Origin of the sequence: Methylomicrobium sp. Wu6 (assembly GCF_035916875.1) — a bacterium.
Lineage (GTDB): Bacteria > Pseudomonadota > Gammaproteobacteria > Methylococcales > Methylomonadaceae > Methylomicrobium.
On sequence record NZ_JAXUHN010000058.1, the window covers coordinates 1 to 24608 of the forward strand.

At 51.5% G+C, this 24608-nt stretch carries 26 protein-coding genes; 11 read left to right on the forward strand and 15 right to left on the reverse strand.

Annotated elements, in window-relative coordinates:
* Positions 1-469: 469 nt before the first annotated feature.
* Together U2W12_RS06025 and U2W12_RS06030 are read right to left on the reverse strand one after the other, a co-directional pair.
* Entirely contained in the window at positions 470-1186 is a 717-nt protein-coding gene (locus tag U2W12_RS06025; RefSeq protein ID WP_326499762.1) for a hypothetical protein, read from the reverse strand.
* A gap of 644 nt (positions 1187-1830) precedes the next feature.
* The gene (locus tag U2W12_RS06030; RefSeq protein ID WP_326499763.1) at positions 1831-2019 is read right to left on the reverse strand and encodes a hypothetical protein; all 189 of its coding nucleotides are present in this window, start codon (positions 2017-2019) and stop codon (positions 1831-1833) included.
* Positions 2020-2517: 498 nt separating this feature from the next.
* Between U2W12_RS06030 and U2W12_RS06035 the strand changes: the two genes are divergently transcribed.
* Positions 2518-3252, forward strand: coding sequence for a CPBP family intramembrane glutamic endopeptidase (locus U2W12_RS06035; protein WP_326499764.1), 735 nt, complete (start codon positions 2518-2520; stop codon positions 3250-3252).
* A gap of 36 nt (positions 3253-3288) precedes the next feature.
* Here U2W12_RS06035 and U2W12_RS06040 read toward each other — a convergent pair whose 3' ends face one another.
* Genes U2W12_RS06040 through U2W12_RS06050 form a run of 3 tightly spaced genes read right to left on the reverse strand, consistent with a single transcriptional unit; the run spans position 3289 to position 7409 of the window.
* On the reverse strand, positions 3289-6369 hold the full coding sequence (locus U2W12_RS06040) for an efflux RND transporter permease subunit (RefSeq protein WP_326499765.1): 3081 nt from the start codon (positions 6367-6369) through the stop codon (positions 3289-3291).
* Positions 6370-6401: 32 nt separating this feature from the next.
* A complete protein-coding gene (locus U2W12_RS06045; RefSeq protein ID WP_326499766.1) occupies positions 6402-7064 on the reverse strand; it encodes a DedA family protein in 663 nt (220 codons plus the stop codon).
* A gap of 18 nt (positions 7065-7082) precedes the next feature.
* The gene (locus tag U2W12_RS06050; RefSeq protein WP_326499767.1) at positions 7083-7409 is read right to left on the reverse strand and encodes a hypothetical protein; all 327 of its coding nucleotides are present in this window, start codon (positions 7407-7409) and stop codon (positions 7083-7085) included.
* Between the two features lie 29 nt (positions 7410-7438).
* On the opposite strand from U2W12_RS06050, the gene U2W12_RS06055 reads away from it, so the two are divergent.
* Complete coding sequence (locus U2W12_RS06055; RefSeq protein WP_326499768.1) at positions 7439-7672, forward strand: hypothetical protein; 234 nt, start codon at positions 7439-7441, stop codon at positions 7670-7672.
* Between the two features lie 107 nt (positions 7673-7779).
* Here the strand turns inward: U2W12_RS06055 and yfbR are convergent, their stop codons facing one another.
* A complete protein-coding gene (gene yfbR / locus U2W12_RS06060; protein ID WP_326499769.1) occupies positions 7780-8394 on the reverse strand; it encodes a 5'-deoxynucleotidase in 615 nt (204 codons plus the stop codon).
* On the reverse strand, positions 8394-8654 hold the full coding sequence (locus U2W12_RS06065) for a hypothetical protein (RefSeq protein WP_326499770.1): 261 nt from the start codon (positions 8652-8654) through the stop codon (positions 8394-8396). The genes yfbR and U2W12_RS06065 overlap by 1 nt, the downstream gene beginning before the upstream one ends.
* A 72-nt stretch (positions 8655-8726) precedes the next feature.
* Between U2W12_RS06065 and ylqF the strand changes: the two genes are divergently transcribed.
* The 7 genes from ylqF (at position 8727) to U2W12_RS06100 (ending at position 13863) form a co-directional block, all read left to right on the forward strand.
* Complete coding sequence (ylqF, locus tag U2W12_RS06070) at positions 8727-9641, forward strand: ribosome biogenesis GTPase YlqF (RefSeq protein ID WP_326499771.1); 915 nt, start codon at positions 8727-8729, stop codon at positions 9639-9641.
* Between the two features lie 253 nt (positions 9642-9894).
* Entirely contained in the window at positions 9895-10191 is a 297-nt protein-coding gene (locus tag U2W12_RS06075; RefSeq protein WP_326499772.1) for an excalibur calcium-binding domain-containing protein, read from the forward strand.
* Positions 10192-10723: 532 nt separating this feature from the next.
* A complete protein-coding gene (locus U2W12_RS06080; protein ID WP_326499773.1) occupies positions 10724-11350 on the forward strand; it encodes a hypothetical protein in 627 nt (208 codons plus the stop codon).
* Positions 11351-11472: 122 nt separating this feature from the next.
* On the forward strand, positions 11473-11766 hold the full coding sequence (locus tag U2W12_RS06085; protein ID WP_326499774.1) for a hypothetical protein: 294 nt from the start codon (positions 11473-11475) through the stop codon (positions 11764-11766).
* A gap of 352 nt (positions 11767-12118) precedes the next feature.
* Positions 12119-12589 (forward strand): hypothetical protein, encoded by a 471-nt coding sequence (locus U2W12_RS06090; RefSeq protein ID WP_326499775.1) that lies wholly within the window; start codon positions 12119-12121, stop codon positions 12587-12589.
* 106 nt (positions 12590-12695) lie between these two features.
* Positions 12696-12974 carry a hypothetical protein gene (locus U2W12_RS06095; protein WP_326499776.1) on the forward strand — a complete coding sequence of 93 codons (279 nt, stop codon included), beginning with the start codon at positions 12696-12698 and terminating at the stop codon, positions 12972-12974.
* A gap of 334 nt (positions 12975-13308) precedes the next feature.
* Complete coding sequence (locus U2W12_RS06100) at positions 13309-13863, forward strand: DUF4136 domain-containing protein (protein WP_326499777.1); 555 nt, start codon at positions 13309-13311, stop codon at positions 13861-13863.
* Positions 13864-14079: 216 nt separating this feature from the next.
* Here U2W12_RS06100 and U2W12_RS06105 read toward each other — a convergent pair whose 3' ends face one another.
* Entirely contained in the window at positions 14080-15015 is a 936-nt protein-coding gene (locus U2W12_RS06105) for a hypothetical protein (protein ID WP_326499778.1), read from the reverse strand.
* Positions 15016-15553: 538 nt separating this feature from the next.
* On the opposite strand from U2W12_RS06105, the gene U2W12_RS06110 reads away from it, so the two are divergent.
* A complete protein-coding gene (locus U2W12_RS06110; protein WP_326499779.1) occupies positions 15554-16126 on the forward strand; it encodes a CAP domain-containing protein in 573 nt (190 codons plus the stop codon).
* A 234-nt stretch (positions 16127-16360) separates the two neighbouring features.
* Here U2W12_RS06110 and U2W12_RS06115 read toward each other — a convergent pair whose 3' ends face one another.
* Positions 16361-16879 carry a PhoD-like phosphatase N-terminal domain-containing protein gene (locus U2W12_RS06115; protein WP_326499780.1) on the reverse strand — a complete coding sequence of 173 codons (519 nt, stop codon included), beginning with the start codon at positions 16877-16879 and terminating at the stop codon, positions 16361-16363.
* A gap of 107 nt (positions 16880-16986) precedes the next feature.
* A complete protein-coding gene (locus U2W12_RS06120; protein ID WP_326499781.1) occupies positions 16987-18600 on the reverse strand; it encodes a protein adenylyltransferase SelO family protein in 1614 nt (537 codons plus the stop codon).
* Positions 18601-19530: 930 nt separating this feature from the next.
* Here U2W12_RS06120 and U2W12_RS06125 point away from each other — a divergent pair.
* Positions 19531-20871, forward strand: coding sequence for a L,D-transpeptidase family protein (locus tag U2W12_RS06125; protein WP_326499782.1), 1341 nt, complete (start codon positions 19531-19533; stop codon positions 20869-20871).
* 53 nt (positions 20872-20924) lie between these two features.
* Here U2W12_RS06125 and rluB read toward each other — a convergent pair whose 3' ends face one another.
* Genes rluB through U2W12_RS06150 form a run of 5 tightly spaced genes read right to left on the reverse strand, consistent with a single transcriptional unit; the run spans position 20925 to position 24571 of the window.
* Positions 20925-21851, reverse strand: a complete 927-nt coding sequence (gene rluB / locus U2W12_RS06130) for a 23S rRNA pseudouridine(2605) synthase RluB (protein WP_326499783.1) — start codon at positions 21849-21851, stop codon at positions 20925-20927.
* Complete coding sequence (gene scpB / locus U2W12_RS06135; RefSeq protein ID WP_326499784.1) at positions 21772-22410, reverse strand: SMC-Scp complex subunit ScpB; 639 nt, start codon at positions 22408-22410, stop codon at positions 21772-21774. The genes rluB and scpB overlap by 80 nt, the downstream gene beginning before the upstream one ends.
* 16 nt (positions 22411-22426) lie before the next feature.
* Complete coding sequence (locus U2W12_RS06140) at positions 22427-23248, reverse strand: ScpA family protein (RefSeq protein ID WP_326499785.1); 822 nt, start codon at positions 23246-23248, stop codon at positions 22427-22429.
* A gap of 33 nt (positions 23249-23281) precedes the next feature.
* Positions 23282-23935 (reverse strand): site-2 protease family protein, encoded by a 654-nt coding sequence (locus U2W12_RS06145; protein WP_326499786.1) that lies wholly within the window; start codon positions 23933-23935, stop codon positions 23282-23284.
* Between the two features lie 15 nt (positions 23936-23950).
* A complete protein-coding gene (locus U2W12_RS06150; protein WP_326499787.1) occupies positions 23951-24571 on the reverse strand; it encodes an L-threonylcarbamoyladenylate synthase in 621 nt (206 codons plus the stop codon).
* Positions 24572-24608: the final 37 nt, after the last annotated feature.

The following is a 24608-nucleotide window of genomic DNA, read 5'->3' on the forward strand; positions in this document are numbered from 1 at the left end:
AAATACGAGTGGCTGCCATTCCAATCGTTTACACCTACCGAACTTGAGGAGGCTATCGATGAAATCGGCGCTGGTTTTGGCTCTCAATACCAATTTACTTTCTGCTAAGCACTTATTAAGTGGCCAGCAGAAAATCCGTTTGCGCTACCTGGGTAGCGTAACCCATTGATTTATCGAATTACGATTGCAAACGAACTTCTTGCGAAGCACTTAAACCTCCATAGCGAAAACGAGCTTACTGAGAATCGGTCACTTATGATTCCTGTGTTGACCTATTTATTTTTTATAAGCTCCCTAAAGCTGTTTTGGACAAGACTTACTGCAACTTTCCTATATCTTGTTTAAAATCGTATTAGTCGTAGTGTCAAATCCTGGCGTAATCAACAAAAAAGGCCGCGCTCTTTCAAACGCAGCCCTTATCTTTAAGCGTAGCCATTACACTTGCTAATCATAGTCCGTTCAGCATGATTTAGTCGCAATTAGCAAACCTTCCCCCTGGATTGGCGACGGTTCCCAGAAAGATGTTCTTGCATAAAACCGCGTCGGTAGGAAGCTTTCTCGTATCGTTAGGATCTTTAATCCATTTAAACGTCAAATTAGCCTTGTTGGTGCCGACATAACCACTACCGTTGATAACGGCATCTAACCTTGCCGTGCCTTGGGGGCCTTGAGTCTTTAAATTGAATGCAGTCAATTTGGCATCCTTGATCTTATATTCGAATATCGTAATCCCAAGATATTGCCACAAGGTACCGTTCAAAATGGAAATACCATTACCATTAAACTGGATAGTCCCCGAATCATTGGAAATGAAAGTCTGAGCGCCGCTCGTAGGAGCCGTTAAATCAAAATGGGTATTATTATCGTAACTTATCCAGTTTCCAGCAGAGTCTACGCAAAAATTTGTAAGCTCATAAAACGGAGAAGCGCCAGCGCCATCGTACCAAAGAAACCCATAGCACTTATCTTTCCCGCTATCGACATGGACCCTGTCCGAAGCCAGTTCGTGCCTAATTGGATTAACCGCCGGAGTATGTTTGACAAGATAGTTTTTTGCAAAAATGGTTTCTAACCGAGTCGACATCCATACGCCATCTAATGCAGGTATTGCTGCCGCATTTGCAGCTCCAATAGTTCCTACACCAGCTGCAAGAAATATCGCGGAAATAACAGTTTTCATTTTCATGATCATCATCCTCTCATTAAATTAAAACATCAAAAAACCGAGTCACCGTTTCAAATTGCCGAAAAACCCTCGACAAAAGCGCTTTGACTCTTAAACTGACTGTTTGAATATTATTTTTGAAGTCTACAGATTTTCCTCTCAGTCATATGAAAAAACAATTAGTATAAATACCTATAATCTAGATCTTATGCTTCGGCTTTTCCACAAATTCAGTCTACCCCAGTGCAAGCAGATCGATCTATTGGACCTTAGTCCAATAGATCGGCGCCCAAAAGGCCGGATCAGGGGAATCCTCTAAAAATCCCCATCAAAGATCAACTCAACCCTCCCTTGATAACAAGCCATTACCGTCCGGCAAGACGTGTTTTCAGACAATCTTCGACAAAATACAGATTCGGTTCGATCAACTTTAGGTTTTGCCTTACGTCTTAATCAGACACCAAGGCATTTCATGAAGAAAGGAAATCTGTGAAGGTGTTACGCGTAGGACGATGGCACGCGCTAGCATTTGCCTTTGCATAAAACAGAGCCTAACCGTGAGAAAAATCAAGATAAACCAGAAGAATGGCGCAAAAATATAATCTCATCGAAAACTGAGGCCAAACCAAATGAGGGCCGCAACACGCCGCCAACCCTATCAAACTTTAAATCGTCCATACCTCAGCAACACTCCGGACTGCAACAGCAAATTCAGTACGGTTAGGCACTAACCCGCCGATGATGATTGCTGCCATCGACCCCATGATTTCGCGGCCAGGGCCGTTGCTGTTAAACGCGATCGGAAACATCGCCAGCCGTTGCAGGGTGCTCCGCAATGTTTGGGGGGATTCCATGCTTTCTTTTTGAATTGGATCAGATAACGCTCAAGCGTGAGCAACTTGATGCTGTTACGCACGGTGAATACCGAATAGAACTCCGAGAACGCCCACCACTGACCGGCGACTTTACATCGGCCAGCGGCAAGCAATACACGGTCAAAGCCTATCGCTTGATGGTCTTTCGACTGCCGTTCCGGCAAATTCGATGCGGTTGCCGTCGTTTTCGGACGACTCTTCCGCAATGCGAGCACACAAATCAATCATAAAGGAGCGCGGCTTGCAAGCATCGCCTGGTTTAAGAGGGACTCGGACAAATTCATCCCCGCCCCGCCTTTTTATTACATGTTTTCAATGACTTGAAATTCCATCGAAGTTGAAGTAAATTGTCGCCGCTCAAACCTTACTCAGGTTTATTTGTTGTAATTCGGCTTCATCGAGGCATTGGATGATCCCTCAGTTAATCAAACTACTGGACATATTTGAACTCAATATTCTGATTTACGAGAAATAAGAATGAAAAAAATAATTTTGTTTGCTTCGGCATCTGAAATAATTTATTTAACTCTTTCTTTTATAATTGCGCAAATTTATGATCAATGGTCCATCTTGGGCGAACTGATCAGATCAAGCCTAAGAATTGTTTCAATATTTTTCTTTGGTTATATTTATAATCAATATTTATTAAATGGCGATAAAAGCATTGAAACAAAGGAAGCATTAACACTACCATTCATCGTTGCAATTCAATTATTCATTCTGTTTGCCATTGTGTATGGCAATGCAGAAAATGAATCGCTGCTATGGCAAAGCGTATTTTTTATTTCGGGTATTGCTGCAGGAGTTAGAGAGGAGTTATTTTACCGCGGAATAATACAGAAGACCTTGCAAATGAAATACAGTTACAAAACGGCCTTAGTTATAGCAACCTTAATATTCACGCTTTCGCATATTCAATACATCTTCCAAGGGCAGTTTAAATCACTGATGCTAATTGCATTTGCCGGTATCATATTCGGCAGCATCTTCATTCATACGGGCAGCGTGGCCATTGCCGCGATTATCCACAGCTCATATGACGCCATATTATCGGTCAATTTGGTGCCTTTTAGATTGAGTTATAATGCTTCGATGCCCATATTGTTTTTGATCATGCTGTTATTCTTGATAATAATCAACAAGAAACTTTATCCCTCACCACAAACGGATAAAACTTACAACAGAGATCAAGACAAATTCAGTTTACCTTAGCAATCCCTGGTCAAAATCACGCGATCGATTTCCGGGCTAACGTCCCTTAAATCCTCCATACCTCAACAACATCCCCGGCAGCAACAGTAAATTCAGCACGGTCGAAGACACCAGCCCGCCGATGATGATCGCGGCCATAGGCCCCATGATTTCGCGGCCGGGGTTGTCGCTATTGAACGCGATCGGAAACATCGCCAGGGCTGTCACCAGGGCGGTCATCAGGATCGACGGCAGCCGTTCCTGAGCGCCCTGCACGGCAGTTTCCAGATTCCAATCTAGTTTTTCGACTTCGATCAAATACCGGTAATGCGAGAGCAGCATGATGCTGTTGCGTACGGTGATGCCGAACAGGGTCACGAAACCGACCACAGAGCCGACAGACAGCGTAGCGCCGGTGATCAGCACGGCCGCGACGCCGCCGATCAAGGCGAACGGCAGATTGCACAATGTCAGCAACATATCGCGGATGTTGCCGATGGCCAGATAGATGAAGATCAGCACTCCGATCCCGGCCAACAGCGAGTGCACGATTAAGTCCTTGCGCGCTTTGGCCTGTTCGACGGCCGTGCCGGCAAACTCGATATAACTGTCGCCGCTTTCAGGCAGGTCTTCGGCAATACGGGCTTGCAAGTCTGTCATAAACTTATCCAAATCCCTACCCTGCACGTTGCAGGTGACGGTCTGCCGGCGTTGCGCGCCTTCGTGCAGAATATTGTAGCGGGTCAAGGTGTAACGAATGTCCGCGACCTCTGCCAAAGTAATCAGCTTGCCGTCCTGGGTTCGTATCGGCAACTCGGCGAGCGCTTCGGGCCTCTCGCGCAGCCCGGGGGACAGCGCCACCGCGATATTGAATAAACGGTTGCCTTCGAGTTTGCGACCGACGACCTGCGTTTCGTAGGCGATCCGCAAGCTATCCAGCACGGCCTTCGGAGTAACGCCCCAGAATTTCAACTGATCGAGATTCATCTCTATCCGGATTTGCGGCGCGCCGGGCGGCGAGCGCACCTGTATATCGGACGCACCTTTAATCCCGCGCAGTAAGGCGGCAAGCCGCCGGGCTTTTTCGTCCAACCGGTTCAGGTCATTGCCATAGATATTCACAGCCACCGGAGCGGTATAGCCGGAAATGGTTTCATCGATGCGTTCGGTCAAAAAGGTATTCGCCTCGAACGAAATGCCGGGAAAATCGTCCAGCACCGTACGGATACGGTTCAGAATCCGCTGCTGCTCCGATCCCGGCAGCGGTTTCAGGCGCACTTCGTATTCGCTGTAATGACTGCCGTAGGTATCGGCCCCGCGTTCGGCGCGACCGGCCCATTGCGACATCGATTCGACACCGGGAATTTGTAGGATTTGCCGAGTTAATTGCGTGCCGATACGTATCGACTCTTTCAGGGATGTGCCGGGCAAGCTGCTGGTATGAACGATGAAATGGCCTTCACGAAGCTCCGGCAGAAACTGGCTTTTCAGCGTCGTAAACGCAAACAAGCCAACCACGCAGACAAGCAGGCTACCGCCGACGATCCAGTCGAAATGCGGATAAACCGCGCTCAATAGCTTGTGATATAAGGGCCTCAGTCGCTTGATCAGCGGCGGATCGTCCATCGACATGGCCGCCCTGCCGAGCAAGAGATAACAGAGTGCCGGCGTCAGCGTCAGCGCGACAAACAGCGAGGCCAGAATCGCCAGAATATACGAATAACCGAGCGGCGCGAACAACCGGCCGGCTACGCCGGGCAAGGTCAACAGCGGCACGAATACCAGTGCCACGATAAAGCTCGCGTAAACGACCGAACTGCGTACTTCCAGCGAGGCGCTATAAACGATCTCGGAGACCGGCTTCGGCGCGGGCAAGATGTGGTTTTCGCGTAGGCGGCGAAAGATGTTTTCGGTATCGATAATCGCATCATCGACAACCTCGCCGAGCGCGATCGCAAGCCCCCCAAGCACCATGATGTTCAAATTGACGCCCGCTTCGAGCAGCACAATCACCGCGCTGATCAGGGAAACCGGAATCGCCAGCGCCGAAATGAACGCGGTGCGAAAATTGAACAGAAACAGGTACAGAATGATCACGACAAATAAGCCGCCGATCAACAAATGGCCGGACAGATTGGCGACCGAGCGTTCGATATAATCGGCAGGCCGGAACAGATGCGGATAGAAGGTGATCGCCTGCTGTTTGAATAGGCGATCGAATTCGGTCAATACCGCCTCGACCTGGCGCGACACGGACAGCGTATTCGCACCGTATTGTCCGATCACCATCATCACGATACCCGGTTTGCCAAGCATCTGCGCCGCGCCGATCGGCGGTTCGGGCGCATAGGCGATCGAGGCCGCATCGCCGAGCGTGATATTCATACCCTTGTCGCGCTTCACGATGATCTTGGCCATTTGCTCCGGCGTGGCGGCCGAACCGGACGTTTGCAAGGTGAAACGCTGATTTTGATTTTCGATGAAGCCGCCGCCCTGAATCACGCCGGCCTGCTCGGCCGCCCGGGTAATCTCGTCGAGCGCGAGATTGAATTTACGCAGTCGAACCGGATCGACCTGAATCTGTAGTTGCTTGATGTCGCCGCCGAATACATTCACGTCCGCAACGCCGGGCACGGCCAAAAGGCGCGGCACGATCGTCCAGTCGACCAGACTGCGCAGCGCCATCAGGTCCTGCTTATCGGAGGTCAGGCCCAGCGTCAGCACGGTCGCCGAAGAGGAGGATAAAGGCACCGTAATCGGCGTCACACCAAGCGGCAATTTTGCGGGTAATTCGACCAGGCGCTCGCCGATCAATTGGCGATTCCGGTAAATATCGGTGTGTTCGGCGAAATTGACCGTCACGATCGATAGTCCCTGAATCGATTCGGAACGCACGGTCTCGAGGCCGATCAAGCCGCTGACCGCCATTTCGATCGGCTGCGTGACCAGCACCTCGACCTGTTCAGCGGACAGCCCCCGCGCTTCGGTTTGAATGATGACCCTTTTCGGAGAAAATTCGGGAAAGATATCGAGACCGGCGGTCAGAAAACGGTAACTGCCGAAACTCAGAATCAACACCGCGACCGCAATAACGACACCGTAAAAACGGATCGAAAAACGAACCAGCGCAGCCAGCATTATCTATTCATCCCTGATCAGAATGACGGCATCTAAGCCGATGCGACGCCGACCGCCTTTTTCCGGAAATTTTTCCAGAGCTGATGCACGATCGGCATCAGTGAAAGCGCGACGATGCTTAGAATGACCAGCTCAAAATTCTTCTGCACGATCGCCAGATTGCCGAACTGGTATCCCAGCGTCGTCAGCCCCCCGACCCAAAGCATCGCGCCGCTGACACAAAAACCGATATAGCGGAAGTAGTGCATGTTGCCGGCGCCGGCCACGAACGGAGCGACGGTGCGGATCAGTGGAATGAAGCGCGCGATGATCACCGTGCGGCCACCGTATTGATCGTAGTAGGCTTCGGTACGTTCGATATATTCGCGCTTGAAGAAACCGATTTTTTCCCGTGCTTTGATTTTTTTGCCGAGAAACCTTCCGACCAGATAATTCACATTGTCGCCGGTCAGCGCGGCAGCGATCAGCAGCATGATCAATACATAGATATCCAGTTTACCGGTGCTGGCGGTCAGCGCGCCGGCCGCGAACAGCAACGAATCGCCGGGCAACCACGGCATCACGACCAGGCCGGTTTCGCAAAAGACGATCAGGAACAGAATCGAATAGGTCAGCGTGCCGTATTCAGCGAATATTCCGGCGAGATGTGCATTGATATGCAAAAAGAAATCGAGGATTTGGGCGAGTATTTCCATCAGAAAAAAAGTCTCAGGTTAAAAGACAGTACATTCTCCTTTAAGGAGAGGTTTAGAATAACGACTGCAAGAATACAGGAGAAATAAATTACCAACGGTAGACGCTTCAGGAGCAATTGCCGAAGGGGGGCAAAAAACTTTTTGCCTTGTTTTAATTCCCTCCCCTCTTGGCAGCAGTTCCTGACGTTGCCCTGCCTCCTGCATCCGCGCAGTCGTCCCTCTGAAGAGGGCCTTTAGCGCCCAGAGCTGAATCATATCTACAATTTTATCAAACTCACTGCTACCGCAGACGGAAAAAGCAGCATATTGATCAGTCTGGAAGATATTATATAGAATAATCGGCACGACCCGAATCCATGAGGCAGCCGAATACTATGTTAAAACAAATCAAAGACTCACCGAAACTCGCGCAGTTCAAAGCGCTGCATCCGAACGTGAACGCGCTCGTGATCGTCTTCGCGATCATCATGCTCTGGCGCGGCGTTTGGGGCCTGCTCGACACCTATCTGTTTCCCGGCTCGCCGGCCTTGAGCTATCTGGTGGGAATCGGCCTTGGCGCCGTGATTCTGTATTTGGATAATTTCAGTATCGATAATTTGAAGAGATAATACCGATCTCTTCACTCTGTTGCCTCGATGCGCAGCGTAGCAAAACCGAGGAATGATGCCTTCGTTCCCTCGATTCCGTTTCACTTCATCGAGGCTACGCCTGATTATCAAGTCCTCATCAACCCATCCAACGTCAACCCGCAGCTCGGCGCGAACGCCTGCATGAAAAACACCACTTCCGGCTGCCGGTAGCCTGCTATCGTTTTGGCCAATTCCTGCGCGGCCATTTCGAATTCGGTATTGCCGGCCTTCAATTCCGCCTGGCACTTCAAATACGCAGAGATCTTGTCGGCCGCCTTGATGATCCGCGCATGCTCTTCCGGCATGCTGTCATGATGAATCAGCGCCTCGAAATCGGCCTGCAATTCGGGCGGCAACAGCTTCAACAACTCCTTTTCGGCCTGCTTTTCGATCTCTTTGTAGGCGACATTGATCGCTTCGGAATGGTATTTGATCGGCGTCGGCAGATCGCCGGTGATCACTTCGGTAATGTCGTGATAAAGCGCCGCGGTCGCGATTGCGTTCGCGTCGAGACTGCCGCCGTAGTAGCGGTTTTTGATCAACGCCAGGGTATGCGCGATCACCGCCACTTCCCAGCTATGCTCCATCACGTTTTCGTCAAGCGCGTTGCGCTTCAGGCCCCAGCGCTTAATCCAGCGCAGCCGCGACAGATAGGCATAGAACGGGCTCCAAACCGAAATGTTTTCCGCCGCGTCAGTCATCAGAATTCTTCGACGAAGGTGTTTTCCATCGGCGTCTGTACGTAGTGTTTGTTTTCATCCCAGAAATAGTAATAGCCTTTTTCGGATGAGGTCACCTTGCTGTTCTTGACGATCCAGGTCTTTTCGGTGTTGCCGTTCGCGTAGGTGACCTTGTAATTGCCGTCCATATACTCGACCGCCTTGCGCGAAAGCCTGTTAAACCAGTCTTGCGAGCACCCCGTCGACAGGATCAACAGAGCAAACAACATCATTTTTTTCATGGCTTCCTTCAATTCGCGTGACTCATCAGGTTTTGGTGGTTAAATATAGCATTTTGACTGTGACAAGACATCATGCAGATTCAGTGGTACCCCGGCCATATGCACAAGGCCGGCAAGGAAATTAAGGAAATCCTGCCGAAAACCGACATCGTGATCGAGGTTCTCGACGCGCGCATCCCGTTCAGCAGCGCCAATCCGCTGCTCGCCTCCCTGCGCGGCGACAAGCCCTGCCTCAAGGTGCTTAACAAAAGCGATCTTGCCGACCCGGAACTGACCGTCGCCTGGCAGGCCTATCTCGATCGCGAGCACGGCGTCAAGACGCTCGCCTTGACCAGCCGGGAACCCGAAAAAATGCGCAAGATAGCGGAACTCTGCCGGCAAATGTTGCCCGCTCAGATGCAAAACGACCGCATCGTGCATGCCCTGATCGTGGGCATTCCGAACGTCGGCAAATCGACCCTGATCAACATCCTGGCCGGGCGCACGGTCGCCAAAACCGGCAACGAACCGGCCGTCACCAAGACCCAGCAGCGCATCGCGATCGGCAACAATGTCGTGCTGCTCGACACGCCCGGCATGCTCTGGCCGAACATCGAAAACAAGAACAGCGGCTACCGACTGGCCGCGACCGGCGCGATCAAGGACACCGCCCTGCACCATGAACACATAGCCGCCTTCGTCGCCGGCTATCTCGGCCAGCACTACCCCGCTTGCCTGCAAGATCGTTTTCAGTTGCAGGAAATTCCGGATTCGGCCGACGCGGTGCTCGAAGCGATCGGCAAAAAACGCGGCTGCCTGCGTTCCGGCGGACGCGTGGAGTTGGACAAGGCGGCCAAAATCCTGCTGAACGAGCTGCGCTCCGGTACGCTGGGACGGATCAGTCTCGAAACACCGGCGATGATGGAGCAGGAATTGGCCGAGGTGGCCGTGATTCGCGAGCAGAAGGCCGAGAAAAAGCGTTTGCGGAAGCAGCATAGGACGGAATAGCGAAGCGTATTCCGCCGAATGTGAAGCTTAATCCTGCGGCGCAATACGCTTCGCTATTGACACACTATGGATTGCGTCTAATCTTCCTCATCATGGAATTTACATCAGCGTTAGGAAGTGATAAATTTTCATTTTGATTAAAATTCATATAAAAACAACAACTTGCATAATTTTAGATAATCGTATGACGCAATGTTTTACGTCATTTAGGGCATCTAATTGTAGTTAGAGCCAATATCAACAAGAGCAGCGCATGAATAGATTTATCGTAATACTCATTGTTTTAGGGTTGGGCTGGTATGGCAACCAAAAATACCGAACCCACCAACAAGAACTGCTATCTCATTCATCGGAAACAACAACGGAGTATGTTGCCAGTTCAGAACCTGATGTCCTATCAAACAGCACTCAGTTCAAGTGTGATGGTAGAACCCATTGCTCTCAAATGACTTCATGCGAGGAAGCAACGTTTTTTATAAACAACTGTCCTGGCACTAAAATGGATGGTAACAACGATGGTATTCCTTGCGAGCGGCAATGGTGTCAATAATTGTCAGCTCTAACGAATAGGGTTAGCAAGGTAGCCTCGATGCAGCGCAGCGGAATCGAGGGCTTTGCGGCTTCGATATTCCTCGATTCCGCAAAGCTTCATCGAGGCTACATACTGGGACGGATCAGCCTTGAAACGCCGGCTATGATGGAGTAGGAAATGGCCGAGGTGGCTGTGATTCGTGAGCAGAAGGCCGAGAAAAATCGGTTGCGTAAGCAGAAACGTGGATTTTCAGAGGGCTAGCGCCTTTTATTGACTCGGATGTTTTTTGCTAACATGCAAAATAAAGCGCTTAATCCAAGCTAAATGAGTCCACTCGGCGCGAATGTTATAACGCTTAAAATTGAGTTTTATCGCAGCCCTGCTAGTCGCTTAGTTAATTGCCCGGAACAAATATTTAGGATGCGATAATTTTTCGTATACAACTGAATAAAAATAAGTTTTTCATTTTTATGGTGCATTAGTCAACTTGGTGATGCAATGTTTTACGTCATTTAGGATATATAATATTAGTTAGGCAATAAGAGCAAATATGAACGAAGCCTTAGATTTAATAGCCGATTTTCTTCGCGACGCAGAACTGCGTGGCGTTGCTTTCTTCAACGAAGCCGAATTGCAGCACGAATTGGGCTATTGGCTACGCGCCAAGCTTCCAGTAGAAACGAACGTACATTTTGAACGACCCGCTGATTCGTTCTTTCCTAAGGCTGTCGGGCTAGTGAAGAAGGAAATAGACTTGATTGTTGCTGGGCCGAACAAATCCTGGCACTTGGCAATTGAGTTGAAGTGCCCTCGGAATGGACGGGTTCCGGAAACTATGTTCGATGCGTGTAAGGACCTTCAATTTCTTGAGCAATTGGTAGCTTCTGGATTTCGGGCTGGAGCATTCATCATGCACGTCGAAGATCCAGCGTTCTACCAGTCTGGTTTGCAGACAGGTATCTATTCGCATTTCCGAGCCGGGACCCCGTTGACTGGCGTCATAGCTAAGCCCACAGGAAAAAAAGACTTGGAGGTTCGCTTGGCCAATTCTTACTCTGTTCATTGGCGTCCATACGGGATGAACGGTCGCTACTGGTTTGAGCGGGTATCGAGCGTGCCTAACCAACCGCTGAACCTGACGCCGGAAAGCCGGCGCAGCGCTTCGCGGTTGCTTTAGTGGCTGCGCGGGTTAGCGGTAAGGAGTTAGGCAATCACATTAAATTTGGAAACTAAAAGCAGTGATAGGATTAACTAAACATGCCCACATTCGATGAAATATATGACCGACTGAGATTTCTAATGGAAAGAAATATTCCTATCCATGTGGTTTCTACAACAAATACAACTTATTCAATAGAGGCGCGCCCATTAGAGCGCGGAAATCATGCTGGCGAACCGGCTATTATCTGCACAATAACAGTAACAGAACAAGGCAATCAACCTGATGCGCCTGCACATATCTATATTCATGGAGACTGTTGGGGGCATGACATCACGTGCGGTCAAACCAGAGCTGGTGGTATATACAACGGTAGCCCATCAATTTACGACTGGTTTCCTAACCAGGGCAATTGCATGAACAGTGATTGCTAATATAGGTAACTAAAAAAGCCTCTTCTTAGTCCGCCCATAGCAAGGTAGCCTCGATGTAGCGCAGCGGAATCGAGGGCTTTGCGGCTTCGAAACTCCTCGATTCCGCAAAGCTTCATCGAGGCTACATACTTCTCTCCAGACATTGACCCAAAGCTGATTTGGGGCGAAAATCCGGCTGAACCAGCAAACTGGCTTGAATCCATGGTCAACTATCGGCGCAATTTCGTTCCTGGCGGTACCTATTTTTTTACCGTAGCATTACGTAACCGCCGTTCGCAGCAATTGACCCAATCAATCGGCTTATTACGTCAGGCCTTTCGAGACACGCTTCGCTCTCAGCCTTTTCGCATCGATGCCATTGTGGTTTTGCCCGATCACCTGCATTCTATATGGACTTTGCCGCCAGGCGATAGCAATTATCCGGCCCGTTGGAAGCTGGGTTAAGGCTGCAAAACGCGAAAACATTAAGCTGCCGCCAGGCGATAGCAATTATCCGGCCCGTTGGAAGGCTATCAAATCAAATTTCAGCTGCCAGCTTTCACAAGCGGGCATTCCGGTCGAAAAACGCCAGGACGGCAGCACGCTCGTCTGGCAGCGTCGCTATTGGGAGCATACGATTCGGAATGACGAAGACTTCAATCGCCATATCGATTACATCCACATCAATCCGGTTAAACATGGCCTAGTAAAGCATGTCGCGGATTGGCCTTATTCGACTTTTCATCGCTATGTCGCGAAAGGGATTTATCCGCCGAATTGGTGCGGTGATGTTGATTACGTAATTGGAGGAGTGAATGACATGCGCCCGATTACCCTGCGCTAATCGAACCTACGCAGGCTTTAAGACCAATATCGGCGTTATGCTTGAGTGCAGGAAAACAATTTGATACTGTTCCGCTGTCACTCAACATCACTCACGGAATTTCATTATGATTGGCACCATTACCGCTTTCCTGATCACCTACTGGTTTTACAAAAGCGCCGAAGCAACCGGCAAGAATCCGCTATTTTCAGCCGGTATGGGGTTTCTGTCCTATCTGATCCCCTGCATCGTCTGGACACTTGCCATAACCCCGGGACTGCGCGACGCGGTTGAACACAATCCTGGCACCCTTTCCGGCTTGTTTGTCAATTATGCTTATATCCTGGTGGGCATTGGCTGCGCGATAGGATTCAAGTTTTTGTATTTCAAACATGCAAAACCGTAAAAGCGGTGAGGCAATCGGATGGGATGTATATCCCGTCCGGCGCCAAGCTTTAAATTCCTGCATTTCAAACCGGCCAAACTGTAAAAAACCTCAGGCATCGGATAAATGTTTATCCCGAGTTAAACTGAACAGCTCAGCCTAAACACCACGTCTGGCAAGTAGAGTTTCAACGCGATACGGAAGAGTCAGGGTCGTAAACCTACCGGCAGTAACCCTCGAATATTCGGCGCATTACACTACCGCCAGTGCGCCGTACATCGCTACCTAGACAACAAGGTTAAAGTCAGTTAAATTGGTTTCCATTCCGGAATTTCCAATAAGAGGTAGAGCGGTCATGTTTACAAAACTATCCCCATACGTGCTTGTTGCCTTAAGCCTGTTCCAGGCTGCCTGCTCGACAGTATCGGTTACTACCGACTATGACCATTCGACGTCATTTGCTCAATACCGAACTTATACATTAGCGCCTTCAAGCGAAAAAATTCCGCTGTCGCCATCCGGCGAAGCAGCGCTCCGCGACTCCCTGCGCATAAATCTCGCGGCACACAACATTACCGAAGTTTCCAAAGACGCCGATCTTCATGTGGTTCGCCATATTTCTACCAAAGAAAAACTGGCCGTTTACCAATCGAGCGCCATGGATTATGGCAGGATACCCTATGGATACGGAGGTTACGGCTTATGGGCAAATGCTCCCCGCGCGTATACTGACGTATCGCAATATACCGAAGGCACTCTGATACTGGATTTCGTGGATGCAAAGACCCAGAAATTGGTGTTTCGCGGCATTGGCACCGGCACGGTCAGCGATCCGCAAACCAATGCGGAACGTATTCGAGAAGCCGTCGAAAAAATTGTCGAAAAATTCCCCAAAACCGTCTCGCATTGAGGCTAAACCGAGCTGGACGGTGTTTGCAGCCTCCTCCCAATCGCTCAAAGACTGTTCACCTGAGCAAATCATCCTCCACGCTCAAGTCCCTTTAAGCAATTACTGCCGGGATACATATCCCGTCCGGCGCCAACGCTGACTTTTGATACAAATGTGATGGCATTCGAGCCGGCCAATATCAAACCACAGGCGGATTGAGCAGCACAAACCGACTCTTCAGACCGTCCACTTGGTGCCCGAGCCCGTCGTTGTGCTGCTTTGTGCGACCAGTCCAATATTGGCTGGGTTGATGCGCCACTGACCATCGTCCGCGGCGGCAGCTGCGCGCAAATAGTTGATCAGCATCTTGTCTGTATTATCGGTGGCAACAATCACGCCTTGCTCAACCAAACACTTGTAGAGGTAAGCATAGGCTCCGACCATCTCAATGCGCAGCGTAGCCTTGTTGCTCGTGCGGTTAGAAGGGTCGTTCTTGTGCGCCATCATCGCATCCATCTCGACACGCGCCCCAACGGTCGGGTTGTTGGCATGTTGCTGTTTAATCGCTTGCACGCGGCCTCCATAGGTAGCGCTGCCTTCGCGGTGGTGCTTGCCAGATACTGTCATCGCGAAGGCCTGGTTCTTTAGGTCGTTAGGCGAGTGAACACTGTAAGGGTTGTTGCCCTGCTGGTACATGAGTTGGTTAATCGAGTTGGCGAGCAAATGGTCGCGGTTGGTCGCGCCGTGTGTACCCCAGGGCGCGACGCGTCCGACCAGATCGTTGTATCGAGCTACGTCCCATTTCTCAAGCGTGGCGTCGCTGGTGCGATCGGTACGCTGATAGGTGATCACATTGCCGGTCAATGGGTCGGTAAACGACTTGGCCACTGACGCATTTTGTTTACCTGCGTTCTTGAAACGCAGGAACTGAGCTGAACTCAAATTCACACAATTTGCGGGGGTTGGTGCCTGTTGCAGCACGGGCTGCTGCCCTGGAAACTGCACCATCTGAGGCGTCAATGCTATTTTCAGCGCCGACCATTCGTTGCTGCCGATCGCCGTAGTCGTGGTATTCGAATGCGATGCTTTGTTCTCGACATTCGCCACATAAGACGACAGTTCGGGCACGCTGTTGCCATAAACAATCTTGCCCATCACGATGGTCACGTACATCTTGAGATACTCCTGAGATTGGCGCCAGATGCTAACCGGGCATCCGATGCGCATCGACGTTTGGGGATATTCCGGTATGGCCCGCTGTCAGCCATTCGCGTGATGACAGTTGCGCGTATAGGAAAAAAATGCCATTTCTTAATCGCCTTAACTATATATAATGCCGAATATTTAGTCAAACTCGTGCTAGCTGGTAGACTAATGATATGGACTCATCTCCTACCAGCGGGACGGGGTTTGCAACCCCGCCCCAAACGTTTAAAGACTGTTCGTTTGCGCAAATCATCCCGCATGTTCAGGTCCCTTAAACAATTACGGACGGGATGTATATCCCGCCCGGCGCCAGGAAGAGGGCAACTGCACCGTCATCGGCGTCATCACGCCGAGATCATGAGAAATCGAGGTATTAAAGCCGCACCACGATTCCGCTATCAACAAAGAAAGTTCGTAGTTTCGACCTTTAAACCCTACATTTTGAACTTGCATCCCAATGGAAAAACTAATTAGAGTTTTGGACTCAGTTTTGCCCATACGCACCATGCAAAAAATTTTTCTCACAAGCATTTTATGGCTTGGCACCGTTCAATTCGCATCAGCAGTCGGCGCGGACTCGCCCCCGCCTATCAACTCCAATGAGCTGGAGCGTCAAATCCATCAACAGATCAATTGGATACGGCAAAACCACGGTCTGCCCCCGTTAAACGCCGAAGAGCAACTCACTACGGTTGCCCGCAAACATAGTCAGGACATGGCGAGCCATCATTTTTTTAACCATGTCAATTTACGGGGAGAATATCCTTCGGACAGAGCCAAACGACAAGGCTGGGATAAAAAGAAGCAGATCGATGCGACAACCTTGGCAACGGGTGTCGCTGAAAACATTTTCCTGGCCCGTCTTTACGACAAGATAGTTACCACCAAACAAAACGGCATCACCGTTAAAAAGGACTACGAGTGGATAGCCCCGAACCGGCTTGTCCAAACGATTGTCCAGGGCTGGATGGACAGCCCGCATCACCGTAAAGTCATGTTATCGCCGCAATACGATCGGCAAGGTATCGGCGTCGTTGTTTCGGAATACGATGTCTATGTGACCGAGAACTTGTTTTAAAGCGTATTTGATTCTTTTTTCGCAAATAACGCGATAAACCGTGATCCAAGGGCGCAAAAGGCGATTGCCGTTTTGCGCCCTTGGAAGTCGAAGCGAAGATATGATGAAGCGGGACGGATGGTTTTCCGGTAGCATTCGTCGACTGACAGTGGCAAGAGGCACCGTCAACAGAGATGAGTCGACCAGATTTGCGGAACCTCGGCATTGAATCGGCGCAGGTTGTCATCGAGTAGGTTATATTTGTATCGGCCGCGGGACTCGTTCAGCGGTTCGGCCTGGCATTTTCATGCCGCCAAAGGCTTCATTAATGCCCAAGCCTTGTCCCGCCGTATCGCCGCCCCAGACGAAACGAATATTGTCGAGTTTGCCGACCGTACGAAAATGGCCTGTTACAAGCCCGCTTTTATGACGGGCATTGGTCAGATCCTCGAACCACACCTTCACGAAGACATCGCTGCCTTCGGGGAGTTCGACCAAATCCTGCCGAGCAGAAAAATCGGGCTCGGCAAAAGCGTAAGGCCCTCTGATTACCCGGGCATCGTCGAATCTATCGTTGAATGCATATTCCACCATCATTCGTGATGGACAGTCAGATTGTCTCCAGATGATCGCTCGACCCGGCGCCAGATCGCCGATTTGAATTCCTTTCTCCATCAACGGCACATCATCTGATGCAATGGTATCGACAGCCGTCAAAGCCAGAATCAAAGACAGCGCGGCGCCGCTATATCTAGCGCTTGGGAACTTCTTCATAAAACTCGCCCCTTCGGAGCGATTTATTGAGGGGCGAATTATAGGGGTACGAAATGACAGGATGATTAAGGGAAAAAGTTATTACAATGGTGGGCGCCCTACACGACTCAAGAACTGCACGACAACATCGAACAACCGGGACGGCTGCGCGCCCAGTCAGGGCGTTTCGCCGCGCAATGATCCTTGCCGGGTTGCTCGTCGTAGGGCCGGCGCAGCAGGTCGAGCAACTCGTCGACCATCGCAAAATCGCCCTGCTCGGCCTTGTCGATCGCCAGTTGCGCAAGATAATTGCGCAACACATACTTGGGATTGACCGCATTCATCCGGCTGCGCCGCTCGGCGTCGGCGAGGCCGTCCCGCCTGAGCCGCTCGCGATAATGGCGAAGCCAGTGAGACAGCCTTTCACGGTATTCGGGCGTCAGTTGTTCCGGCAGGTAATAACTATCCTGCAATAAAGCAGTCATTTCCGTTTCCCAGCCCTCGTGCTCCGTAGCAATAGTCAAACCGGCAAGTCGCCTGAAAAATAGCGTCATGTCGGTTTCGGCCCGTTGCAGCAGCGCAAAAAGCTCGGCAACCAAATCGTCGTCGGTTTCGGGTCTATAAGCGACAAGCCCCAGTTTGCCGACCATGGTTTGTTGCCAGCCTTGATCGAAAGTTTCGGCATACGCCTTGAGCCCCGCCTGCAGCGGCTCGGCCTCGCCGAACAAAGGATATAGCGCATTGGCCAGTTGACCGAGATTCCAATACCCAATTTGCGGCTGCTGGCCGAAACGGTAGCGGCGCTCCTCGGCGTCGGTCGTATTCGGAGTCCAGTGCGGATCGTAATTTTCGAGCCAGCCGTAGGGGCCATAGTCGATCGTTAACCCCAAGATCGACATATTGTCGGTATTCATCACGCCATGCACGAAGCCGACTCGCTGCCAGTGTACGATCATACCGGCGGTTCGGCGACACACTTCCAGAAACCAGTCCGCATAAACCGCCGGTGACGGCTCGCCAAGATGCGGAAAATCGATCCGAATCGTATAGTCGACAAACCGGCGCAACAAATCGATCTCGCCGCGCGCGGCCAAAATCTGAAAATTGCCGAAACGGGTAAACGACGGCGCAACTCGACAAACGACCGCCCCCGGCTCGGCCCGCGGATTGCCGTTGTAAAACATGTCGCGTATCACCGCTTCGCCGGTCAACACCACGCTCAACGCACGCGTGGTCGGCACGCCGAGATGATGCATCGCCTCGCTACAGAGAAACTCGCGGATCGACGAGCGCAACACCGCCAGACCGTCCGCATTGCGCGAGTAAGGTGTCGCCCCCGCGCCCTTGAGCTGCAAGGTCCAACGCTCGCCGCGCCGGTTCGCCACTTCGCCTAGATTGATCGCGCGCCCATCGCCGAGTTGGCCTGCCCAGTATCCGAATTGATGGCCGCCGTAGCACATCGCGTAAGGCTCCATGCCTTGCACCAGCCGATTGCCGGCAAACACTTGGAAAAAGTCGTCGGATGCGCAAAGCTCAGGAGACAAATCTAACAGCTCGGCGACTTCTTTGGAATAAGCGACCAATTGCGGAGCTGAAACCTGGGTCGGCAATACACGAGAATAACAGGCGCCGGCGACTTGCCGCCGATAATTGGCCGTTTCAGGGTCGCCGGGAAGCTCGCGAATGAAACGGTTGTCGAAGACAAGGTCATCGAGGCGGGTAAGTAGGGTTCGGGAATTCATGAAATATTAGACAGTCTTTATGATTGGGCGATCCTTAATTCTGAGCTTTTTAGTCGGAAATTGTCAAGCTTCCGCCGAACAGCAAGACTGTTTGCTTCATTCGTCCGGCGTTTAATTGCCATAACCGTATGGTTTGACCGAATCCTAATGTATTTACCAGCCCCGAAAAAAGGATAGCCGCAAATGCGGCTATCCACGACCTTTCTATTTTTTAATTTTTTCCGAGATTGAATCGAGAATGGCCTGGACCGTGATTATCTTCGATTTCGACTTCTACGCAGTCGTTAGCATCATCCGTGCAAAAATCCTTGTCTTTCCCACCGAATCCACATCACCATCACCATCACCCTCTAAATCTCCGCCTTCAGCGGGATCGTCACTTTCGTCATCGTCATAACCCGATAAGTCGTCATTGCCATTCCCACCGTAAATAAGATAGTCGCCCGGCCCGCCGACCAGACTGTCGGAACCGTTATTACCGTGAAGTGTGTCATTGCCATTCTCACCAAGTTACCTATGTAAAACGGCAACAGCCCCTAATATTCATTGCCGCACCCCATTACAAAAATTTATAACCTCAAAATTCAAGAAAAGCCCAAAACCATCATGGACCTTTCGGGAATGGCCATACGCTTATTCTAAAAAAATTACCGTGATGATCCCCTGCGTAATTATCAAAAAATGCTAGCATTATTAGATCATCCTGGTATAAAAGTCTTGCCTTGAATGCAAACTTTTTGCGATCCCTTTTTACTCCGTCACATTAACGCTTTAATTTACAAGCGAATCTTACTTCCCTGCCTAATATCTACGCGTTACTATTTAATTTATTTTTAATTCCTTTTTAATTCCTTTTTAATCTTTTGCCTGTATGCTCAATGCAGTACGCAGAAGAATTCTTTATTTGTCATCCAAGCTCCACAAATCGTCATGATCACATCCCCACACTCCCCAAGCCGGCGCACCTCGCCGATCCTGATTGCGCTACTCGGCAGCGTACTGAGCGGTTGCCAGACAATGTCTTCCTGGTTTCCGTCCGATGCTCCTCCGGCCGTTAGCACGCCAGCAACACGCCCGGAAATCCACAGCATCGCCAGCCACGAATTTGAACTGGCGCCCGACCAAAACATGGTCGGCACGCTCGCCGCCGTCGATACGCAGCCGAACGATACCCTATCCGACATCGCCCGCCATTATGGCTTGGGCTTTAACGACATTGCGGTCGCGAATAGCACGATCCGGCCCTGGACGCCCACACCGGGCAGCCGGGCGCTCTTGCCTTTGGAGTTCATTTTGCCCGATGCGCCGCACAAGGACATCGTGCTGAACCTCGCGAACATGCGCTTGTTCTACTACCCGAAAAAAGAAGCGGCCAAGGTTTATACCTATCCAGTCGGCATCGGCCGGCAAGGCTGGAGCTCGCCGATGGGCGTGACGAGCATCGTAAGCAAACAAGTCAATCCGGAGTGGCATGTGCCGCCGTCGATCCAGCGCGAACATGCCGAAAAAGGCGATACGCTTCCGACAGTCGTGCGCTCGGGCCCAGACAATCCGCTCGGTTATTATGCAATGCGGCTAGGTTTTCCGAGCTATCTGATCCACGGCACCAATAAACCCTACGGCATCGGCATGCAGATCAGCCACGGCTGCATTCAGCTTTATCCGGAAGACATTGAAAAGTTGTTCAATAAAGTCACAGTCGGTACCAAGGTGCGTATCGTGCATCAACCTTACCTGGTTGCCTGGCAGCAGCATGCCCTGTATATCGAGGCGCACGAACCGTTGGATAAATGGGCCGGGAGTAAGGGCAAATTGAAAAAGCAGTTTCTCAAACAACTGAAGAAGGTGGCTGCCGACAATAACGCCGAGGTCGATTGGGAAAGGGTCGAACAGGTGATTCAGCGCGCGGACGGCATTCCGACGCCGGTATTGAAGAACAGCCCGGAACTTGCGGAACTCTCAGCGAAGGCGGTGCAAGTGGCGCACCCTGAACGCTTGTACGGCCAACCCGAGGTTGCGGAACTCAAAGACAGCGACTGGTCGATGCGGGTCGCCACCTATCGAACCGAAACCGAAGCCGAACAACTTGCCGCGATGCTGAATCATCAAGGACCGCCGATTCCGGCGCGCAAGGTGAAATTAAACGACGAATACCATGTCATCGCCGGCCCTTATAAGAACAAGAAGGAAGTCACGAAAGCCGCCAAACGTGTGCTAATGGACTTCGAATTGAAAGCCGAAACGATCAAACCGGACCAGAACAAGTCCTGATTTTTGAGACCGTTCCCACATTAGCGCGGGAGCGGTCTCAAAGACATTATTTTTTACCGGGCCGGCCTGCCGCTTTTGGATTCGGCTTTCGGTTGAACCGAAGGATTGTCTCTGGGCAAACCGGCAAACTCAAACAAGATGTCCAGTTCCTTATCGGACAATTCATAGAAGGAATGCGCTTTCAAGCGTTCAGGCAGCACCACCGGCCCATAGCGCACCCGCATCAATCGGCTCACGACCACCTGCTGCGACTCCCACAAGCGTCGGACCAGACGGTTACGGCCTTCGCTGACCGTCACGTAGTACCATTTATTCGCGCCTTCGCCGGCGTAAAAGCGGACTTCGTTGAATTTTGCCATACCGTCTTCGAGCTCGACGCCCTGTTTCAATTTTTCGATCGTCGCCTCGGACACCTCGCCCAAAATGCGTACCGCATATTCGCGTTCGATCTGCGTTTTCGGATGCATCAGCCGGTTGGCCAGTTCGCCGTTATTGGTGACCAGCAACAGGCCCGACGTATTGATGTCGAGACGACCCACCGAGATCCAGCGCGCCGCCGCGAGTTTCGGCAATTGCGTAAATATCACCGGACGGCCTTCCGGATCGCGGCGCGTAACGACTTCGCCGGTTGGCTTGTGATAAAGCAGCACACGGGTCGGCTGACGATCGAATTTTTGCCAATCGACATAACGCCCATTGATCTGCAGCGTATCGCCCGGCTGCAAACGTGCACCCAGGGCCGCGACGGCGCCGTTGACCATTACCCGGCCTTCCTGAATCCAACGCTCGATTTCCCGGCGCGAGCCGACGCCTCCGCGCGCCAACACTTTTTGAATGCGCTCGCCCGCGCCTTCTTCCTGCGCGGCCGCTACGGTTTTCGGCCTGATGGGCGGCCTGGCTTCAGGCGCCGGTTTCCGGAACGGTTTCGGATGGCTCTTCTCTGATTTCGGTTGGTTCTTCTCGGGTTTCCTGTTTTTCACTGGCTTCCTGTTCAGGGGCTTGCGTGATTTCCGGCGTCAATTCGAGCTCCTGTATCTGCTCCAACGTCGGCAACTCACTTAATGACTTGATATTGAAATAATCCAAAAACTGCTTGGTCGTCCCGTATAAGCCGGGTCTGCCCGGCACTTCCTTATGTGCGACCACCCGAACCCATTCGCGCTCGAGCAGAGTCTGGATGATGCCGGAGCTTACGCTGACGCCGCGAATATCTTCGATGTCGCCGCGGGTGACCGGCTGACGGTAGGCGATGATAGCCAGCGTTTCGAGCAAAGCGCGCGAATATTTAGGCGGTTTTTCTTCGAACAGTCGCTGCACCCAACGCGACAATTCCTGCCGAACCTGAAAACGGTAGCCGCTCGCGACCTGTTTCAATTCGACCGGTCGGGATTGATATTCTGCGGCAATTTGATCGACGGCGTTCTGAATCTCGGCAAGTTCCGGTTGTTCGATTTCGGGAAAGACTTGCTGAATATCCTTGCAGGTCATCGACCGGTTCGCGGCAAATAAAATGGCTTCTACAATACGTTGGATTTCCACGGCGATTGGTGGCGGTTTAGTTCGGAATCGCGGCTGCGGCGCCGCGCACGCTGATCTCGGCAAATGGCTCGAGTTGAATGATTTCGATCAATCCTTCCTTGGCGAGTTCGAGTATCGCCAGAAACGCGACCAGCACGCCGGGCCGACCTTCCTTATGGAGGAACAATTCGGTAAAACGCAGGCTTTCGGCGCCTTTCAGGTTGCCCAGAATGGTGGACATGCGTTCGCGAACCGACAACGGCTCCAGGGTTACATGGTGATGACTGAATTGCTCGGCGCGCTTCAAGACCTGCTGTAATGCGAGCAACATTTCCTTCATCGTGACGTCAGGCAGCTTCTTTTCGAAAGTCAAGTTTGAGGTATCGGCAACGCAAGTAAAAAGCTCACGCTCGAGCCTCGGCATCCGGTCGATATTTTCAGCGGCATTTTTGATGCATTCATATTCCTGCAAGCGGCGAATCAAGATCGCCCGGGGATCTTCTTCGTCTTCTTCCGCTTCCTGTTGACGCGGCAGCAACATCCGCGATTTGATTTCCGCAAGCCACGCCGCCATCACCAGGTATTCGGCCGCCAGTTCCAGGTTCATCTCGCTCATCATCTGAATGTAGGAAATGTACTGATGCGTCACATTGGCGATCGACACTTCGACGATATCGAGGTTCTGCCGCCGAATCAGATACAGCAATAAATCCAGCGGCCCCTCGAACAACTCGAGAAACACTTCCAGCGCATTCGGCGGTATGTAAAGGTCGTCCGGCAATTGCTCGAACGGCTCGCCGTTCACGATCGCAATCACTGCCGCCCGTTCCGGGACGAAATCGTGGCTCAAATCATTCATCGCTCGGCCATGGTCCGGCTTATCCACATAAACTCAGATGCCGGCGATCGAAAAAAACATCTTTTGCGCGATATACATCGGATATTCCAGAAGCGCATTCAAAATCCGGGTATAAAGCAGAACCAACAGGATGATGAAGCCATAACGCTCCAGGCGATTATACTGCCATGCCCAATAATTCGGCAAAAGCCCGGTGACCACTCGGCTGCCGTCCAACGGAGGAATCGGCAACAGGTTGATCAGGGCCAGAACCAAGTTGATTGAAATGCCGGCGACGCCGGTATAAATCAACGGCAAAGAAATCGCTTCGACGCCGATCAGCACGCCAATCCGCACCAGCAGCGCCCAGCCGACCGCCATCAAGAGGTTCGAGACCGGTCCCGCCAGCGCGACCCATGCCATGTCCTTGCGCGGGTTCTTGAAATTTCTTGCGTCGACCGGCACCGGTTTGGCCCAGCCGAAAATGAAGCCGGTGCCGGTCATCAGCAACAGGCCCGGCAATATTACGGTGCCAAACCAGTCGATGTGCTTGAGCGGGTTCAAAGTCAGCCGCCCCTGCTGGAAAGCCGTATTATCGCCGCATTTTTTGGCAACCCAGCCGTGCGCGACTTCGTGCACGGTAATCGCAAAGACCACCGGCAGTATCCAGACCACGATCCGCTGCACCAGCGACAATTCATTCATCATATGCGGTATCCTCAGTTAATCCAGCATCGGCGCGATGCCGATGCCCTGCCGGGTGATTTCGGGGCCGCTGCTCGAAAATTCAATGATCGTGGTTTCGCGGTAGTCGATGATCCCGGCGTCGATCACCAGCTCGATCTCATGCTCCAGGCGTTTGCGGATATCGTAAGGATCGGTCGGCGGCTCACTCACTCCGGGCAATAGCAGACTGGTCGTGAACAAAGGCTCTTCGAGCTCGGTGACCAGCATCTGCGCGATCGCATGATCCGGAATCCTGACACCGATTGTTTTCTTTTTCGGGTGTTGCAGGCGGCGCGGCACTTCGCGGGTCGCATCCAGGATGAACGTAAACGGGCCCGGCGTCAGCGCCTTGATCATTCGGTAGGCGTCGTTGCCGATCTTGGTGAAATTGGACACCTGCGCGAGGTCCTTGCAGACCAGAGTGAAGTTGTGCTTGTCGTCGAGCTGCCTTATCTGGCGGATCCTATCCAGCGCGGCCTTATCGCCGATCTGGCAGGCGAGCGCATACGAGGAATCGGTCGGATACACGATCACGCCCCCGTTGCGGATAATTTCCACGGTGCGATGAATCAGGCGCAATTGCGGATTTTCGGGATGGATTTCAAAAAACTGGGCCATGGTTCCAAAAGGCGTCAAACAATGGGGCATTATACCG